Source organism: Mycobacterium hippophais (genome assembly GCF_027529605.1).
Classification (GTDB): Bacteria; Actinomycetota; Actinomycetes; order Mycobacteriales; family Mycobacteriaceae; genus Mycobacterium; species Mycobacterium arseniciresistens.
In genome coordinates this window covers 562,860-579,173 of the sequence record NZ_JAPZPY010000003.1, presented here as the reverse complement: position 1 = coordinate 579,173, position 16,314 = coordinate 562,860, and the positions used below count along the sequence as shown (strand labels likewise).

Sequence of the window (16,314 nt, the reverse complement as noted above, 5' to 3'; positions counted from 1 at the left end):
CGGACCTTCACCGCCACGACATGCGACAACCTGTGGCGCAGGCCTAGTGACTCCCTACGAATTTGTGACCCCACATGCTGATCCTGTCGTAGCGCACCACCGACCATCCCGGTTCAACTTGGCGAGCTCCCCAGCCGTATTCGACAGCAAATCCTGATGGGGTCGCGCCGTAGAACGAAAGCATGTGGTCGTTGGTGTGGCGACCGAGCGTCATGACCACCGACTGGTCCACGTCGAACTTGTCATAGGCGAAACCGACGTCATCCATCAGTTCTGTCTCGAGCATGAAGTGATGCATCTTCTTGGTCTCCGGAAGACCGACGATCGCCAAGCTGTGGTGGCGACCATTGCAGTGCAGGAAGTGAAGTTTTGCCGTCAGGTCCTCGCGAAGCGTCCAGTCGATGATGTCGGACAGATTCAAGCCCAGACCCTGGACATAGAACTCCATGGCAGCATCGATGTCCGGCACGGCCATCACGTAGTGACCCAGCCCCTGGTCGCCGGTGAGGAACGAACTGACGCCGGTGGGTGAGACGAACGGCTTCTCGAACAGCTCGGTCGCACCGAAGTAGATCTCGACTCGGGTGTCCATCGGATCCACACACGAGATCAGCCCGAGGACACCCCGCTCCGCCGCCAATTCGCTGCTCTCCGAGGTCACCTTGACGCCGTGCGATTCGAGACGCTCGCCGATCGCGAAGAGCGCCTCCTCACTGTCGACTTCGAAGCCCGCGAACGAGATGTCATCCGCCGGCCCCTTTTCGACCAGTAGTCGCCAGCTGCGGCTGTCAGTCCTGAAGCGAGCGGAGTACTCATCTCCGCCCGCCTCCATTGCGCCCAGCTTTTCTGTCATGAAGGACCGCCATGCCTGCACATCCGACACTTCGAAGCCCAAGTAACCGAGTCGTTGAACGCTCATGTCTAACCTTTCTGGGTGCGGCTTTCGCCGTCGACAGGGGCACCAGTCGCCGTGTGGCGACGATGGGAAACACAACCGACGGTTTCTTTCGGAGCGAAGTGTTCGTCGAGCAACGAGCCCCGGTTGGCCTCGGTGAAGCCGCGAACGCCCATGCCGCCGTCGTAATTCAAGATGCTCCCGGTCAGCGGTACGGTTTCTGCCCGCGTGGCAAAGAAGACGTAGGCTCCTGTACTTTCTGTCGCGGTGGCCATCCGGCCTGTCGGCAGTACCCCGGCGAGCATGTCCGCTAGCGGAACAGTCGAGATGCTGGTGTCCTGAAGATCTAGCGACTTGAGGCCGCGAAGGTCAGTTCCGCCTAGGCCGCCCGGCGCGATGCCGTTGACTCGGATATGCGGACCCAGCTCGTATGCGAGCTGTTTGACTATCCCCACGATCGCGTGCTTGGCGCCTGTGTACAGCGCGCCACCGCCGGCAGGATAGAAGCCCGCGTTGGAGACGGTGAAGATCATCCTGCCCTTGCTGTCGTACAACGCAGAAAGGCAGGCCTTCGCCGCAAGCACGTACCCCTTGACGTTGATGGAGAACATCTCGTCGAATGCCTCTTCGATCCGATCGTCTGGAATGTCGACTAACGCGGTCGAATAGTCCCAGACGCCCGCGTTGGCGATGAGGCAGTCGAGTTTCCCAAAGCGCTCAACGCTTTTCGCAGCTGCTTCACGATGGCTGTCGGGAAAACGTACGTCGCCCTCAATGACTGCCACCGCGTCACCATGAGCCTCTTTGAGCGCTGCCAACCCGTCCGGGGATCGGTCTAGGACCGCGACGTACGCGCCTTCTGATACGAAGCGATCGACGATCGCCCGCCCCAAGCCGGCGCAACCGCCGGTCACCAGCGCAACTTCACCCTTGAGTCGCACGGTCACCCTCCCTCACGTCACGGCCGCTTCGCGGCGAGCCGATTTATAAAGCTGACGGAGTTCCACGCCGGTATCGGCGAGAGCTTCCTGGTTCACCTGAACGCCAGCGTCGACCAGGCGGGTCGCAACGGCGAAGTCACGTTGCGCACCTACTGCGACCGCTCCCATTACGCAGCCGTCGTCGACTCGGAACAACAAAGCTGACCCGTCGTCGAGATCGCCTCGCGCAACGACATTTCCTGAGCCCTCAACATCCCCGGCCATCTGAATGTAATGGCCAGCTATCTCGGTCCAGGACAAAGGCATTTGAGGTGAATGTACGACGCTGCCAAGCATCGCCGACGCAGCTGTGGCGGCTTCCTTCTGGCTGTTGATGTACGTCTCGAGCGATCGGCGACCGCCCGTGCGGAGCGGCCACGACGCAGCGTCGCCGGCGGCGAAGACTCCCTCGGCGTCGGTACCACCGAAGTCGTTGACGACGACGCCGCGGCTGCAACGGAGCCCAGCCTGCTCGGCGATCGTGGTCTCGGGCTCGGCGCCCACGCACACGATCGCCGAGTCCGCGGACGATTTTCTTCCTGCAGTGTCGACAACCCCGGTAAGCCGGCTGGAGCCCGTGAACTCGGCGGCTCCCGCGTTCAACTGAACCGCGACACCGAGTTCTTCCAACCGCTGTCGGCACCATCGACCGACACGTCGGCCGAGCACACGTTGGAGCAACTCTTCCGATGCTTCCAGGATGGTGACGTCAAGGCCGAGCTTGCGGGCGGTGGTGGCAACCTCGCACCCGATCAGACCCCCTCCTACTACGACGAGGTGTTGCCCGGGACGCCACTGCCGACGGAGGTCGTAGACGTCGTTGACGTTCCGCAAGGTGGCAACGCCGGGCAGTTGCGCACCGGGAATGGCAGCCGCGCGCGCACGCGCTCCGGTGGCCAGCAAGACGCGATCGGCTGTGAGCGAAGTGCCGTCAGCGAACTCGAGTTCGCCTTGACCGGCGTCCAACCGCACCACCGTCTTGTCCAGCACCATCTCGACCCGCAGATCAGCGATGCATTCCCTCGACAACAAATGCGGAGGGTGTTGCTTTTCTCCGCTCAGGACCGATTTCGAGAGCGCGGTGCGGTCGTAGGGCTGATCCGCCTCTTTACCCACCAGGTAGAGACGCCCGTCAAAACCCTCCGACCGCAGCGCCTGCACCGCAGCGACACCCGCCACGCCACTGCCGACGACCGCGATATCCGAGATCATCAGGTTGTCGCTTCGCCGCCCAGGTCGACGAGGACATCGTCTCCCTCGACTTCGGTCGCAAAGGTACGGAGCGGCACTGTCCCGGGCAGGGCTTTCACCTTGCCTGTTCGTACGCAGAATTTCGCCCAGTGCAGTGTGCACTCGACCACGTCGCCCTCGAGATCGCCTTCGGCAAGCGACCACTCGTCATGCGAGCAGGTGTCCTGGACCGCGTAGTACTCTCCGCCGACGTTGCACACCAAGATCGGCTCAGGGCCACCTTCGAAGCGCAGCATGTCACCTGGTGCAATTTCGCTAGAGCTACATATCCGTGTGAGAGGCATCTGGCTCCTAGAAGAAGAAGCTGAGGTTGTTTGAGAGAAGGGTGCTCTGATCCAGCAAGATCGTTCGCCGCACGATCTCGAATCCGCTGTCGCTGCCCGTTCTCCGCAGAAGGTCCTTCCGCTCGCCGGCGAAGATGTCGACCTGACGCTCCAGGCGGTTTCGGTAGACCACGAAGACGTTCGAAGTCTCGTACTCGTCGGGGCGATCCCCCTTGACGACCATGACATTCGAGATGATGTGCCGCGTGCGCGAGGCAGGATTTTCCGACCAGCTGACGTCGGACGTGATCTTGCGCAGACGCTGACGCATCATCACTGCATCTTCATCGAAATGCGCGTAATCGTTCGGCCCGGTGTACTCCTGGTCGGCTTCCCGCATGATGCGCGTGGTCCGTATCGGCATCGAGTAGTGGATGTCGTCGGACAAGAGCGCGAACCATTCTGGGTATCGACGATCGTTGAGGAGCTTCGCCTCCCAGTAGTAGAACTGCTCGATCTCCTGCTGTAACGCCACGTCGATAGGCCGTGGTTTGGCAAGAAACGGAGTGGTTGGTGACTTTGTTTCCATCATGGTGGTCCTATTTGTCAGCTGGAGATCCGTTGAGTACGAGACCGTTCGAGTTCCCAGTTGTGGTTACGTGAGCGCTGCTTCGACCTGCGGGGGGCGAGTGGCGTTGAGGGCGGACCAGTCAGGAGACGTCATCATCCGCACCCAGTGCGAATACAGCCCGCGGGCCGCTTCTTCGCTGTAGACGTTGCTGATGGTTCCCGGATAATCGGGGTGCAATTTCGTCTCACCCAGCCCCATCTCCGCATTGAAGGGGCGGCTACGAGCCATGTGCCCGCGCAGCACGTGCTGGATCTCGACCCAATTCTCGCCGTCATCTTGTTCGAAGACGCCACCGGCCGAGAAGCTTCGCATGGACTGTCGGCGGAACTCTTCCTTGATTTCGTGGGGCGCGTCGGCATCCACGATGGTGAACGCCCACACTTCGATTTCGTGCGGCCCGCGGGGGTGCCATGCCCTCACGGTGTTCAAGCCCGGCAGGAAGGAACAATTCGGGAAGATGGTCATGTGCTCGGCGGTCACCTGGGCGCCACGCTCGACGCTTCCCAGCCGCTCGGATGCCTTTTCGGCGGCGGGCCCCTGGGTGTTGTACTGCGCGATCTTCGGTCCGGTGATGGCAAGAAGTAGTGCGGGATCGTTGATGTAGAACCCTGTGCCATGGCCGCCCCACGGAGCGCGGAACTGAATGCCGGTGGTCGGGGGCGCGACGTCGGTGATCTCCACGCCTTCGGGTAGGCCCGCCAGAATGCCCGAGAGATGCGCGGTGGTCGCCGCGTGATACATATCGCTGGCGAACTGTTCGGCGGCTAGTTTCCAGTTACATGGAATAACCCACTTCTGAACGCCTGGGATGGCTTCAGTACCCGCTTCTGTCCTGTCCAACATATGGTCCATGTAGAACTTCGCCTCGCCCAAATAGGTGTCGAGGTCAGGGGCGTCGGCGTCCCAGTTCGCAAAGATGAGCCCCTTATAGGTTTCCACGCGCGCTTGAAGTGGACCCCACTCTTCCTTCCGGAGGTTGGGGAAGGCCTCCTTCTGCATTGGCACGCTCACCAGGTTGCCGGCCATGTCATACGCCCAGCCGTGATAGCTGCAGGTAAGCGACTTCGCGTTGCCCCCGTCCGCGCGGCAGATCCGCATTCCCCGGTGGCGGCACTGGTTGAGGAAGACGCGGATGTTTCCGTCTTTTTGACGGGCGACGATCACGGGGTCTTCACCCATGTAGTTCGTCATGAAGTCGCCGGCTTTCGGGATCTGGGTCTCGTGTCCCATCAGCAGCCACGAGCGAGCGAAGACGCGCTCCAGTTCCTGCTCGTAGATTGCCTCGTCGGTGAAGATTCGAGGATCGATACGCCCGTTGGTCTCGTCTACGAGTGCCGCGATGTCGCTGTCGGCCCACCCACTTTTTCCTGGTGGCGTAGATCCATTTTTCAAGTCAGTCATCGGGTTACCCTTCCCGTCGGCAATGGATATTCGTTTCGATCGTCAATCAAGCGTGGAGTCAGAGGATCCGCTTCGTGGACGGAGAAAGGCGGCGATCCGTGTCCCTCGTCACTGACTGGGTCCATCGTGTGGTGTGTGCCACTATCGAGGCATCCGGGAAAACTACTGAAACCGCAAAAGGACCGGTCAGCGGCCCTGATCTGAGCGTTTCGGCAGCGCCGGCGCAGAGGCGACATGACGATCGCCCCGGCTGGTGTGGGTGGCCACCTTGGGCAATCCTCAGCACACGCTTGTCCCGTGTCACTTGGCGCGAACCGCAACCGCGACCGCACCGTGCAGGCATGGGCGTCTCGGATGAGCGTGTCGCACCCGCGACGAGTTCAGGTGCGATGCAACGGTGTCACCAACGGTGCACCTCGAGTCCACCGAAACCGTCGCAAATAAGTGGGCGAGCCTCATCGGCATTGCCAGTCGGTGCTCCCAGTGCGTTCGTGTGGTCGCTACCGGGATCCGAAAGGCGTCTGTCCAGCATCAGCCGCCAGGACTCTGGCGATGCTCAATGCCGCGGTGTGTACCGCCGGTCCCACTCGCCGTATGTCGACCTTGCCTATCCACCCCGACGCCGAAACTGCGGCCACCGGAGGCCCGTTGCCGACACGGATTGCGCTGGCGACGCAGGCCACTCCCGCAGCCGACTCCTCGTGCTCGTACGCAAGACCGGTCGTCGAGATCCGTCTCAGCTGATTCAGCAACGAGCCGGGCGCGGTAATGGTCCTTGGGCCGATCCGGCGTAGTCCCGCGGCGACTACGGCCTCGATGACGTCGTTCGGAGATCCCGCCAGCAGCGCCTTACCGACGCCTGTTGCGTGCGCAGGAAGACGCCGGCCGACCGCCGAGGGAAATCGGGGAGCGCCACGTGCCCGCAGTATTTCCACGTACACCACGTCGGTGTTGTCCAAGATCGCCAGATGGATCGTCTGCCGAGTAGCTTCTCGCAGATCCGCCATGAAGGGCAGCGCCACCTCGCGGAGCGAACGACCGCGAGACGCACACTCTCCCAACTCGAATAGCCGCAAACCAAGGCCGACCTTGGTTCCGCTGCGTTCCAAGAAGCCGATCGCCTCCATCTCCTGGACCAGCCGAGAAACGCTCGCCTTCGGTATTCCAGTGCGGCGGGCCAGCTCGTTCACCCCTAGATGGGTGTCGCGTAACTCGAATGCTCCAAGCAACGCCGACACGCGTCGCACGACGGATGTCGGCTCGCCACTGAATCGAGATGTGTTCCGTTCTCCGGGACCCATGGGTTGAGTATGGGCGAGCGCACCGGCGGGGTACAGACAAATCGGTGTTACACACACGGCGACACAGCGCGGTCCCGACGGCGAGCGGGTCAGTACGCCTCACTATCGGTCGCAACACGCGTGCTGAATTGTCGCTCCGTCGTATGCCATTCGGCGATATGTCCGACATTGCACACGCCGCGTGGACGTAACAGCCCGGCCACACTGTGGACGACGGTCGGGTCGCGCTCGGCGTAGAAGTCAGAAGTAGTGTCCAGCATGAAGACTGCTCGACAGCTGGTGCGATCATTTCCGAAAAGGTTTACTGCTCAGCCGTGTCTCGACGATTCGACCAGACTCGCAGCGCGACAGCCGCGGCGTTCAGTAGTGGGACGTCGACACCCAGCGCCCGACCGCGCCGCACCAAGTCGCCGAGGATGGGTTCAGCCTCCGCCCTGCGTGCGCTGCGCACGTCGCGATACATGGACGAGGTCAAGTTCGACGTCGGGTCATGAAACAGCTCCGCGATCGAACTCGGATCCAAAGGGAAGCCGGCAGCGGCGCTGATCGATGCCGCCTCCTCAATCAGGCCGGTAGCGACATCCGTGCCACCAGCGACAGCCGCGATCTCGCCAGCGGTACCGCCGAGCAGGCAGTTCGCTGCTCCGATGCTGGCAATGAAGACCCACTTATGCCAGAGATCACGATCGATGTCCTCGCTCAGTGCGAACCCGACACCTTCGACATCCAGCGTCACGGCAGCGCGATCAAAGCGGACCGGATCCGTCCCCTCGGCGCGCTTCCCTATGGTCAGACTCGCGCCTTCAGCGAATTGGTGGATATCGCCATCGTCTGTCAGTGAGGTCACCACCTTCGCGATGCCACCGAGCACCGCGTTTCGACCAAACAATTCATCCAAGACGGCAAAGTGGCTCATCCCGTTGAGGATTGGAACGAGGAGGGTGTCCGGTCCAACTGCCGGCCGCGTGGTGTCAATCGCCGTGTCCAGGTCTGTCGCTTTGACTGCCAGCAGGATCAGGTCATAGTGCCGATCAATGGCATCTGTGGTGAGTAGACGGGGTTGCACGACTTGCGTACCGGATGGGCTGTGTAATCGCAGGCCCCGTTGTCGCAGGGTCTGGGCGCGTCGTGGGCGGACAAGAAAGGTCGGCGCCCGATCGCTTTGGTGCAAGCGGGCCCCAAAGTAACCACCGGTGGCGCCTGCTCCCACAATCAGCGTGTCCATCATCAAAAAACCTCCAGCCATGAGTCCAGCGCATGCGCCGAACGTTGGATGCTGTCGTGGCGTAGCGTCTTCCGCAGATCACTGACGTCTTCGCTAGTAGCATCAGCTCGATCCTGACATGGAAGCCGGCGCAGGATAGGCGCGCCTCGGCAACTGCCCTTCAAAGCGCCGCATCCCAGTCGATGCCTACCGTCGCTGGAGCGCCCCGAGTCCGTCTGGCCAAAGCTCGCTGCTGACACCCGACCAACGAGCAGACATCGCGCGCACGTTAAACAAAGAGTTCTGGTTCAGCTCGACGGGATGAATCGTGCGGCGTAGCACCGTCGGTGTCAATCCGTAGTTTCCCCGGATGCTGCCGGAGCGTTCGACGGCATTGACTTGAGTTGCGATTAATGCACATGCTTTTCGCGGGAAGGCGCAGCGGGTGCCGCCGCACAGCCGAGGTGGCCGTCTGACTAGAACGGGAAGTGTTCCGTTCTACGAGACTCGCATGTTGAGTTTGGTGAGTAGACCGGAACAGTACAGCTCGAAGGTTGCACAGTGATCGTCGTCATTAGAAGCGATGTCGGCCGCGGCGGTGACTATGCCGTTGCCAATAGAGCATGATGTCTGGCTCCGAAAACTGGTCCCGCCGGATTTCGGGCTCCCCTTCCCGCGCTTCTCATCAATGGAAGGCCACCTATGACTACAACCACCGCCGGGGTCGGCACTTCTGCGATCGCCCAGGCGGCCGCACGACTGCTCGCCGCACAAGAGCAGTCGGTTCCCTGCCGCCCAGTGCGCGATCTCATCGGTAGCAATGACATCACGGCTGCCTACGCCGTCCAGAGGCAGATCGTGGACCACTTCGTCACACAAGGCCGTCGCGTCGCGGGTCGCAAGATTGGCCTGACGTCGCCCGCCGTCCAGAAGCAGTTGGGTGTTGACCAGCCCGATTTCGGGGTGCTGTTCGACGACATGAACTGTCCCCCGGGATCGCCTATCGATATGGAGCGATTGCTGCAGCCGAAAGTGGAGGCCGAGATCGCATTCGTCCTCTCCAGCGACATTGACGTAGCAGTCACCGCACAATCGGTACGGCACTACGTCGAGTGTGCGGCGGGAGCACTGGAGATCGTGGACTCGCGAATCGAGCGCTGGGACATCACGCTTGGCGACACCGTTGCCGACAATGGATCCTCTGGGCTATACGCCGTGGGCGACGTCGTCATGGTGGCCGATCTGCCGGATCTGACCGAAGTCACGATGTCGTTGACCGAGAACGGCGAGGCCGTCTCCCAGGGCGTCGGCTCAGCCTGCCTTGGTAGCCCGTGGGAAGCGTTGGCGTGGTTGGCCAATACTTGCCGCGCGGTCGGCGCGAGACTGACGGCAGGAGAAGTCGTCCTCTCAGGTGCTCTCGGCCCAATGGTCGCGGTTCAGCCGGGCAGCACGTACACGGCCACAATCAGCGGAATCGGTGTTATCGAATCCACTTTCACCACAGGAGCGCAGCAATGAGCACCAAAGTAGCCATCATCGGTCCGGGCAATATCGGCACCGATCTATTGATCAAAATCAAGCGGCTCGCCGCGGACGAACTCGAAACAGTTGCTCTGGTCGGCATTGATCCCGAATCCGACGGCCTGGCCCGCGCGAGGCGACTCGGAATCGCTGCCATCGCCACCGGGGTGGAGGGGCTGATCGGACATCCGATGTTCGACGACGTCGACATCGTCTTCGATGCGACATCGGCGAAAGCACACGAATACAACGAAAAGATGCTCCGCCCGTTCGGAAAGCGACTGATCGATTTAACTCCCGCGGCGATCGGCCCATACGTGGTCCCGGCGGTCAACCTCGACGAGCACCTCGATGCGCCCAACGTGAACATGGTCACCTGCGGTGGGCAGGCGACGATTCCCATCGTGGCCGCGATCAGCCAGGTCACACCCGTGCACTGGGCGGAGATCGTCGCCTCGATCGCGTCCAAATCGGCCGGCCCAGGAACTCGCGCCAACATCGACGAATTCACCGAGACGACCTCGCGCGCGATCGAGCAGGTCGGCGGCGCTGCACACGGGAAGGCCATCATCATCTTGAACCCGGCGGAGCCGCCGTTGATCATGCGCGACACAGTGCTCGCCCTGATAGGCGAAGAACGCAAGGATGAGATCGAAGCCGCTGTCGAAGCGATGGTGGCGAAGGTAGCGACCTACGTGCCGGGCTATCGACTCAAGCAGCCAGTGCAGTTCACCAAGATCGAGGAATCGATGACAACACTGACCGATGCCAAAGGGCCGCTGTGGAAGGTATCGGTATTGCTTGAGGTCGAGGGCGCCGCACATTACCTGCCCGCGTACGCGGGAAATCTCGACATCATGACATCCGCGGCACTGGGCGTCGCCCGAGAGATCGCCGCGCACATGACACCGGAGGTGGCAGTGCCATGAGTTCAACCGATTTGAACACCGCGGCGACGACACGTCCAATGGCCAATGACGGTGCGGCACTGTACATCCAGGATGTGACGTTGCGAGATGGTATGCACGCGATTCGGCACCGGATCACCCCGCAGCAGGTGGCCACCATCGCCGAAGCGTTGGATCGCGCAGGAGTTGATGCGATCGAGGTTTCCCACGGCGACGGCCTGGCCGGGCATTCACTGACTTACGGGCCGGGCAGTCATACCGACTGGGAGTGGCTCGAGGCCGCGACATCGTCCGTTCACCGGGCGAAGCTGACGACGCTGATACTGCCGGGAGTCGGCACGATTCACGAGTTGATGCGTGCCCACGAGTTGGGGGTCGCGTCGGTGCGGGTGGCCACCCATTGCACCGAGGCGGATGTTGCCGCTCAGCACATCGAGAAGGCGAAAGAACTTGGCATGGACGTGTCCGGGTTCTTGATGATGTCGCATATGGCTCCGGCCGAAGAGCTGGCCCAGCAGGCCAGCCTGATGGAGTCCTATGGCGCCGACTGCGTTTACGTGACCGATTCGGGTGGTCGATTGACCATGGATGGAGTCCGCGAGCGGGTAAGCGCCTACACCAGGGTACTCAAGCCGGAAACGCAAATCGGCATCCATGCGCATCAGAACCTGTCGTTGGCAGTGGCGAACTCGGTGGCCGCAGTGGAGGAAGGCGCGATTCGCGTCGATGCATCGCTCGCCGGACACGGTGCCGGTGCGGGCAACTGTCCGATCGAACCGTTCACCGCCGTGGCAGATCTGTCCGGGTGGAAGCACACGTGCGACCTGTTCGCGCTACAGGATGCGGCCGACGACCTGGTACGACCGTTGCACGACCGGCCGGTGCAGGTCGACAGGGAGACCCTGACGCTCGGTTATGCCGGCGTGTACTCAAGCTTTCTCCGTCACGCCGAAAACGCCGCCTGGACATACGGTTTGGATACACGGGACATCCTCATCGAGGTTGGCCGCCGAGGCTTGGTTGGCGGGCAGGAAGACATGATCGCCGACGTTGCACTCGACCTCCGTGGCCGCAGGGGCCACTAGAGCCTCGTCCGTCCCGGCATGTTGATCCTACGGCGGCAGAGAATGGAGCGAGCGCCCATTTGAGGTTCCCAATCGACTTGAGGCAAGCCTGATCCGTAAGCCCGTTGGCATCGGTCGGCTGGGGCCCTGTTCGAAAGAGGTAAACGCATGGCTCGAGTACTGATCACTGGTGCGTCACGCGGGATCGGCCGTGCAACGGTGATCGCGCTGGCCAGCCGCGGTCATGACGTCATCGCAACCGCACGTAACCCCCAGGCGTTGGCCGGCCTGCCAGTATCGTCGGCACTCCAACTCGACGTGACGGACCAATCCTCCGTCGATGCGGCGATCGCCGCGGCAGGCGAAGTCGACGCCGTCGTCTCCAACGCCGGCGCGACCGTTCGCGGGGTCGTCGAAGCAATCCCAATGAGTGAGTTCCACCGCATGATGGATCTGAACTTTTATGGGGCACTGCGTGTCATCAAAGCCGTCTTGCCGGCCATGCGTGCCCGAGGGTCCGGCCATGTCGTCTTCGTGTCCTCAATCGCGGGTCGGATCGCGATACCAGGGGGATCAGCCTATGCCGCGAGCAAGTTCGCGCTCGAGGCGACCGCCGAAGCGCTGGCGATGGAGACTGCAACTTTCGGACTGCGCGTGAACATAATCGAACCTGGCCCAGTCGCCACCGACGGACCAAGCAGTGCCGCGAGATATGACAGCCCATCTGAGTATACGACGGAGTCAAGCGTCACAAACTATCTCGCGGCCGCCGGCGTCATTGCCGCCGCCGAGGTTGCCTCCGCAGTCGCGGATGCGTTAGGCAACCGAAAAACACCACTGCGCGTACCTGTCGGGCAGGCCGCAAATCAAATGCTCGCGGCGGCGCCCGCAGCGACAACCAGTGACCCTTTCGATTCCCCGCCGTTGAAGGAGTTCTGATGCTACGCAAGTAGTGGCCTCTTTCGCGTTCGGTATCTCGATCGCAGGATAGGACGAGGCAACTGTCAGCCCTCAGATGCGTAGGTGCTTCACGAACCCGCAGCGATCAAGCGCTACTCGGACGACTGGCCCTGTGCATGGTATTGCTGTGTCACGTATGGGCGCTCAATCCCCCGTACCGCGCGAGACCATTGGTCATGTCGACCCTCGTTCAGATCGTTCCTCTCCCCCGTCGTCCCTGTCGGCCGTCAGGGAGGTTGGACAGCATACGGTAACGCGAGGAACTGTTGGAGAACATGAACGGACTGGCTTCGGACTGATCGCAGCGAAGTCTTGATCTCGGAGGCGAGCGATCGCGCGACGCTGATTCATGGCATCAATGGAACCTTGGGGGACCCGTTCGGTGGTCCAGTCGCTACGCGGCTTCGAATTGGTGGGTTGCGGTCCACTGTAGAGCGAGTGGGGCCGGTTGGCGCTCTATTCGCAGCACCAGTCCTCGATGATTCCGCGGGCTTCGCTCACCGAGTCGAAGCGCCAGGAATTCAGCAGTTCATCACGGAGCCTGGCGATGGACGACTCGACCCAGGCCGTCCTACCACAGCGAACACGGATCGATAACAAGTTGTTACGACGCCGTCGGCGTCGATGGTCATCAAAAGCTCGCCGTGTGACAGCAGGGCTATTCCACACTGGAGGAGAGCATTACGACTCCACCGGCTCTTCTGCGGCCCCCGCGGTTGGCGATGCCACAATTGCCCCTGTGCGGGTCAAATCGGCGATTTCCTCACGGCTGAAACCAAGATCGGCCAGGATCTCCATGTTGTTCTCGCCTTGTCGTGGCACGAACTGGTCGTCCAAGGGTGCGGTGGAGTCCGCGAAATGCCACGGTCGGCCGGGAATTCGGTACTTCGTCCCAGAACTCGCCGCCACTGTGCGGACGGCACCCCACGCGCTCGACCAGTCACTCTCGGCAAACTCACGCACAGAGCGCACCTGGCCGGTGGCGATCTTCGCCTCGTCCATCTGCGCGTCCAGCGTCGCCATGTCACCGAAGGTCAGAATCCAGTCTTGGACGATCTCGAGTAGCTCGTCGAGGTGTTGTAAGCGTAGTTCCGGCGTCAGGAAGCGGGGATCGTCGGCCAAGTCTCCACGCCGCATCGCCGCCAGGTAAGACGGGAACGACATGCTGCCAACCAAACTCATCGGACTGACGAAACGCTCGCCGCCCGGGCCGGTTAAGGAAGGTCCGTCGACTGCACCCAGGATTGGCCTTTCGTCCCCGAGGTCGTCGTCGGCGAGTTCGACGTGAACCCGCTCGTTTATGGACAGCATCACTGCCGCCATAGCGACGTCAATGTACTGGCCGCGGCCGGTGCGCTCCCGCTGGGCCAGACACGCCAAGATAGCGATCGCGGCGTGCAGACCCGAGTAGACGTCGGCATGTGACAACGAGTCACTACGCAAGTCGTCTTTACCGAAATGCGCTGCAGTGGTGGCCGTCAGCCCTGTTTCGGCCTGCACCGTCGGTGCGTACGCCATCCTGGACCGCCACGGGCCGTGCTGACCATAGCCACTGATCGACGCGTAGACCACACGGGGATTGAGGGCCGATACAGACTCGTAGTCGAGGCCGAAAGCCGCGAGCGCACCAGGACGAAAGTTCTCCACGATGACGTCGGCCTCTTGACACAGGCGAAGAGCGATTTCTGTGGCACCGGGAACGGTCAAGTCGACACTGAGATTGCGCTTTCCGGCGTTCTGCTGGGCGTAGTAGCCGGACACGCCGTCGTCATTCGGAAAGGCGCGCCGCGAGAGGTCGCCGCCCGGGGGTTCTAACTTGACCACGTCGGCGCCGAGGTCGAGGAGCGTCTTACCGCAATGGGGTCCGGCAAGCACGCGCGAGAAGTCAACGACCTTGATACCCGCCAGCGGAAGATTTGTTGTCATCTTGTCACGCACCCTCGAACTGGGCCACACCGATGCCGTTCTCGCGGTAGGACTTGACGCCTGTGCGGAAATCAGCGGAGCGCAGAACGGCTTGCTGGATATCGATCATGGCCTCGTCAGCGGCCGCGACACCTTGGTCGACGGCGATGGCCACGAGCTTCTTGGACGCTGCGTTGGCCACAGTCGGTCCATGTGCGAGCTCCTGGGCGATGACCATCGTTGCGTCGTCCAATTTTTCGTCTTGGACAGTCCAGTTGATGACATTCCAACGCTCGAGGGTGCTGGTGGGGTATCGACGGCCCAACAAGACCATCTCTTTGGCGCGCGCGGCGCCCGCCCGATGGGTCAATCTCTGAACTGCCCCCATCAGCGGCTGCAGTCCTACCGTCACCTCCACCGAACCAATCTTTGCGGATTCAGCAGCAATGATCAGGTCGCATGCCAGGGCGAGTTCGAATCCACCACCGACGCAAACGCCGTTGACGCTCGCCACGATGGGCGCAGGGAACTCGGTGAAGGCCTTAAGGGTTTGGACGAATCCCCAGTCGAGGAAATTGGACTGCTCGACTTCCGCCAGCATGTCGTCGAGGTTCGCGCCGGCGGAGAAGTGCCGCAACGAGCTTCGCAGCACGACCGCGCGCGCTTGCTGCTCCCGTGCCCACGCCAGCGCTGCCATCAATTCCTCGTTCATGGCTCGATCCATCAAGTTGTACGGGGCCAATGCCAGGGTCACGACGGCGACCGCTCCGTCCATAGATGCGTGTATCGCGCGAGTGCTGTGGCGTGTGTCGACTTCGGTGTTGTCCTGTGTTACTGACATAGTCCCTGATCCTGTCCGTGTGTGGTTTGTCGTTGTCGGCTCTGGCTTCATCAGACCGCTACCGACTGAAGTCGGAGCCTTTCGGCAGTCATTTCCGAAGTCGCGATCGGACGATCCAGCACCTTGGCCAGTTCGACGGCGCGCTCGACCAGAGGAAGATTCCCTTGGCTGAGTTCACCCTTACGCAGATAGAGGGTGTCCTCCAAGCCGGCGCGCGCGTTGCCGCCCAACGCAAGTCCCATCGCGGTCAATTCGAGGTTCGCGCGCCCAATGGCGATCACCTGCCAGACGCAGTCATGGGGCAGACGCTGAACCATGGTGATGAGATTGGTCGCAGTGGCGGCCATCCCACCGCGTATGCCTAGAACGATCGAGAACTGCATTGGTTCACTGGACAACACGCCCGCGTCACGTAGCCGTAAGGCCGCCTCGAGATGGCCGGTGTCGTAGATCTCCAGTTCCGGTTTGACCCCGAGCTCTTCCATGCGGCGGGCCAGCCGCTCCACATCTGCCGGCGGGTTGCGGAATTCCCCTGCACCGAAACTCATACTGCAGGGATTCAGTGTCGCCATCTGCGGTCGCAGCTCGACTAGCCGCTCACGTTCCTCGAAGGGGACCGCGAGTCCCACTCCGGTGGACAGCTGAACGAGGATCGGGCAGCGTTCGGCGATCTTGTCCATGGTGGTGCGGGCGATCCCGATGTCCGCGGTCGGCCGGTCTTCGGCATCTCTGACATGAACGTGTGCTACCGACGCACCGGCGTTGTACGCTTCGAGCACCTGGTCGGCGATCTCGTCGGGCTGAGTGGGCAGCCAAGGGTTATCCCCCTTGGATGCAATCGGACCGGTTGTCGCAACCGTGATTGTGACGCTCATAGTTTGATCGAGTTCTCCTTTGCCACCGCGGTGTACTGGCCAGCCCCGGCCCCATAAGGGGAGCCTGCGTCGCGGCGGCTCGACCAAGCTGAGGCGGACTTACTCGTTAGTCAACGTTCAAGGCCTTCATCCAACATCCGGTAAAACTACGGATGTTGACGCCGCCGAGCGCCAGTTAGCATGTGATGTCGTGATGCACCCGTTCGCGGTCTGTCTCGTGCAGCATGATGTGCCACGGACAGCGGCTGTGGATGAGGACGGTCATGCACCCCGCGTGGAGAGGCGACGCATAGAACGGAGCCAACGGGATTCGA

Annotated in this window: 15 protein-coding genes and 1 pseudogene; 4 read left to right on the top strand and 12 right to left on the bottom strand. The window is 61.8% G+C overall.

Annotated features, from left to right (window positions below):
* Positions 1–43: 43 nt before the first annotated feature.
* From bphC to O6P37_RS11265, 8 genes are all read right to left on the bottom strand, one after another.
* On the bottom strand, positions 44–919 hold the full coding sequence (gene bphC, locus O6P37_RS11300) for a biphenyl-2,3-diol 1,2-dioxygenase (RefSeq protein ID WP_269894130.1): 876 nt from the start codon (positions 917–919) through the stop codon (positions 44–46).
* Positions 920–921: 2 nt separating this feature from the next.
* A complete protein-coding gene (gene bphB, locus O6P37_RS11295; RefSeq protein WP_269894129.1) occupies positions 922–1,836 on the bottom strand; it encodes a cis-2,3-dihydrobiphenyl-2,3-diol dehydrogenase in 915 nt (304 codons plus the stop codon).
* A gap of 12 nt (positions 1,837–1,848) precedes the next feature.
* The gene (locus O6P37_RS11290; protein ID WP_269894128.1) at positions 1,849–3,087 is read right to left on the bottom strand and encodes an NAD(P)/FAD-dependent oxidoreductase; all 1,239 of its coding nucleotides are present in this window, start codon (positions 3,085–3,087) and stop codon (positions 1,849–1,851) included.
* Positions 3,087–3,410, bottom strand: a complete 324-nt coding sequence (locus tag O6P37_RS11285) for a non-heme iron oxygenase ferredoxin subunit (protein WP_269894127.1) — start codon at positions 3,408–3,410, stop codon at positions 3,087–3,089. Before O6P37_RS11285 ends, O6P37_RS11290 begins: the two co-directional genes overlap by 1 nt.
* A gap of 7 nt (positions 3,411–3,417) precedes the next feature.
* Positions 3,418–3,981 (bottom strand): aromatic-ring-hydroxylating dioxygenase subunit beta, encoded by a 564-nt coding sequence (locus O6P37_RS11280; protein ID WP_269894126.1) that lies wholly within the window; start codon positions 3,979–3,981, stop codon positions 3,418–3,420.
* Between the two features lie 63 nt (positions 3,982–4,044).
* Positions 4,045–5,421 carry an aromatic ring-hydroxylating dioxygenase subunit alpha gene (locus O6P37_RS11275; RefSeq protein WP_269894125.1) on the bottom strand — a complete coding sequence of 459 codons (1,377 nt, stop codon included), beginning with the start codon at positions 5,419–5,421 and terminating at the stop codon, positions 4,045–4,047.
* A gap of 500 nt (positions 5,422–5,921) precedes the next feature.
* Complete coding sequence (locus O6P37_RS11270; protein WP_269894124.1) at positions 5,922–6,722, bottom strand: IclR family transcriptional regulator; 801 nt, start codon at positions 6,720–6,722, stop codon at positions 5,922–5,924.
* A 301-nt stretch (positions 6,723–7,023) separates the two neighbouring features.
* Entirely contained in the window at positions 7,024–7,950 is a 927-nt protein-coding gene (locus O6P37_RS11265) for a ketopantoate reductase family protein (RefSeq protein WP_269894123.1), read from the bottom strand.
* A 678-nt stretch (positions 7,951–8,628) separates the two neighbouring features.
* Here O6P37_RS11265 and O6P37_RS11260 point away from each other — a divergent pair.
* The 4 genes from O6P37_RS11260 (at position 8,629) to O6P37_RS11245 (ending at position 12,358) form a co-directional block, all read left to right on the top strand.
* The gene (locus O6P37_RS11260; RefSeq protein WP_269894122.1) at positions 8,629–9,444 is read left to right on the top strand and encodes a 2-keto-4-pentenoate hydratase; all 816 of its coding nucleotides are present in this window, start codon (positions 8,629–8,631) and stop codon (positions 9,442–9,444) included.
* Positions 9,441–10,376 carry an acetaldehyde dehydrogenase (acetylating) gene (locus O6P37_RS11255; protein WP_269894121.1) on the top strand — a complete coding sequence of 312 codons (936 nt, stop codon included), beginning with the start codon at positions 9,441–9,443 and terminating at the stop codon, positions 10,374–10,376. The genes O6P37_RS11260 and O6P37_RS11255 overlap by 4 nt, the downstream gene beginning before the upstream one ends.
* Positions 10,373–11,440 (top strand): 4-hydroxy-2-oxovalerate aldolase, encoded by a 1,068-nt coding sequence (gene dmpG / locus O6P37_RS11250; protein WP_269894120.1) that lies wholly within the window; start codon positions 10,373–10,375, stop codon positions 11,438–11,440. Before O6P37_RS11255 ends, dmpG begins: the two co-directional genes overlap by 4 nt.
* Positions 11,441–11,587: 147 nt before the next feature.
* Positions 11,588–12,358, top strand: coding sequence for an SDR family NAD(P)-dependent oxidoreductase (locus tag O6P37_RS11245; RefSeq protein ID WP_269894119.1), 771 nt, complete (start codon positions 11,588–11,590; stop codon positions 12,356–12,358).
* Positions 12,359–12,773: 415 nt separating this feature from the next.
* Here O6P37_RS11245 and O6P37_RS11240 read toward each other — a convergent pair.
* From O6P37_RS11240 to O6P37_RS11225, 4 genes and pseudogenes are all read right to left on the bottom strand, one after another.
* Positions 12,774–12,980, bottom strand: a pseudogene (locus tag O6P37_RS11240) (integrase core domain-containing protein); the annotation flags it as partial.
* A gap of 80 nt (positions 12,981–13,060) precedes the next feature.
* A complete protein-coding gene (locus O6P37_RS11235; protein ID WP_269894118.1) occupies positions 13,061–14,317 on the bottom strand; it encodes a CaiB/BaiF CoA transferase family protein in 1,257 nt (418 codons plus the stop codon).
* Positions 14,310–15,059 (bottom strand): enoyl-CoA hydratase/isomerase family protein, encoded by a 750-nt coding sequence (locus O6P37_RS11230; protein WP_269894117.1) that lies wholly within the window; start codon positions 15,057–15,059, stop codon positions 14,310–14,312. The genes O6P37_RS11235 and O6P37_RS11230 overlap by 8 nt, the downstream gene beginning before the upstream one ends.
* A 116-nt stretch (positions 15,060–15,175) precedes the next feature.
* Positions 15,176–16,000: a BKACE family enzyme gene (locus O6P37_RS11225; RefSeq protein ID WP_269894116.1), complete on the bottom strand. Its 825-nt coding sequence runs from the start codon at positions 15,998–16,000 to the stop codon at positions 15,176–15,178.
* Positions 16,001–16,314 lie beyond the last annotated feature (314 nt).

Coding starts and splice junctions, on each gene's coding strand:
- bphC (WP_269894130.1), bottom strand. CDS start 919: ATGAGCGTTCAACGACTCGGTTACTTGGGCTTCGAAGTGTCGGATGTG.
- O6P37_RS11290 (WP_269894128.1), bottom strand. CDS start 3,087: ATGATCTCGGATATCGCGGTCGTCGGCAGTGGCGTGGCGGGTGTCGCT.
- O6P37_RS11285 (WP_269894127.1), bottom strand. CDS start 3,410: ATGCCTCTCACACGGATATGTAGCTCTAGCGAAATTGCACCAGGTGAC.
- O6P37_RS11280 (WP_269894126.1), bottom strand. CDS start 3,981: ATGATGGAAACAAAGTCACCAACCACTCCGTTTCTTGCCAAACCACGG.
- O6P37_RS11275 (WP_269894125.1), bottom strand. CDS start 5,421: ATGACTGACTTGAAAAATGGATCTACGCCACCAGGAAAAAGTGGGTGG.
- O6P37_RS11270 (WP_269894124.1), bottom strand. CDS start 6,722: ATGGGTCCCGGAGAACGGAACACATCTCGATTCAGTGGCGAGCCGACA.
- O6P37_RS11265 (WP_269894123.1), bottom strand. CDS start 7,950: ATGATGGACACGCTGATTGTGGGAGCAGGCGCCACCGGTGGTTACTTT.
- O6P37_RS11260 (WP_269894122.1), top strand. CDS start 8,629: ATGACTACAACCACCGCCGGGGTCGGCACTTCTGCGATCGCCCAGGCG.
- O6P37_RS11255 (WP_269894121.1), top strand. CDS start 9,441: ATGAGCACCAAAGTAGCCATCATCGGTCCGGGCAATATCGGCACCGAT.
- dmpG (WP_269894120.1), top strand. CDS start 10,373: ATGAGTTCAACCGATTTGAACACCGCGGCGACGACACGTCCAATGGCC.
- O6P37_RS11245 (WP_269894119.1), top strand. CDS start 11,588: ATGGCTCGAGTACTGATCACTGGTGCGTCACGCGGGATCGGCCGTGCA.
- O6P37_RS11230 (WP_269894117.1), bottom strand. CDS start 15,059: ATGGACGGAGCGGTCGCCGTCGTGACCCTGGCATTGGCCCCGTACAAC.
- O6P37_RS11225 (WP_269894116.1), bottom strand. CDS start 16,000: ATGAGCGTCACAATCACGGTTGCGACAACCGGTCCGATTGCATCCAAG.